The organism is Cellulomonas algicola, assembly GCF_003851725.1.
GTDB lineage: Bacteria > Actinomycetota > Actinomycetes > Actinomycetales > Cellulomonadaceae > Cellulomonas > Cellulomonas algicola.
Genome location: NZ_BHYL01000520.1, coordinates 1 through 423 on the forward strand (window position 1 = coordinate 1; position 423 = coordinate 423).

The 423-nt window shown below is 82.3% G+C and carries 1 pseudogene; it reads right to left on the reverse strand.

Annotated elements, in window-relative coordinates:
* A pseudogene (locus CTKZ_RS21210) lies at positions 1 to 423 on the reverse strand (hypothetical protein); the annotation flags it as partial.

Sequence of the window (423 nt, forward strand, 5' to 3'; positions counted from 1 at the left end):
CCTCGGCCGCGACGTCCCGCGGCCTGCGCGGGCGCCCGTCCGCGTCGCTGGTCGGCGGAGGGACCGCGAGCGCGGCGCGCAGCGCACGGGGGCCCTGCGCGGTCCACGCGCGAGCGGTGAGCTCGGCGCTGCGCAGCCGCACGGGCCGGTCGGCCTGCACGTCCCACGCGGCGTCGACCGACGGCCCGCCCGCAGGGGCGTCCGGGCCGGTCAGCGTCTCGTGCAGCACCTCCTGCGCGTGCGCGCCCGCCGCGCCCAGCACGGCGGCGGCGGACCGCATGAGGTCCTCGACGAGCGGTCCGACGGCGGCCGCGCGTGCACGGCCCTCGCGCGACGACCCGGTGACGCGACCCGACGCGCGCAGCACGGACGCGAGCGGCGCCCCGTCCGCGGTCAGCTCGGCCCAGCGGGCGCGCACCGCAC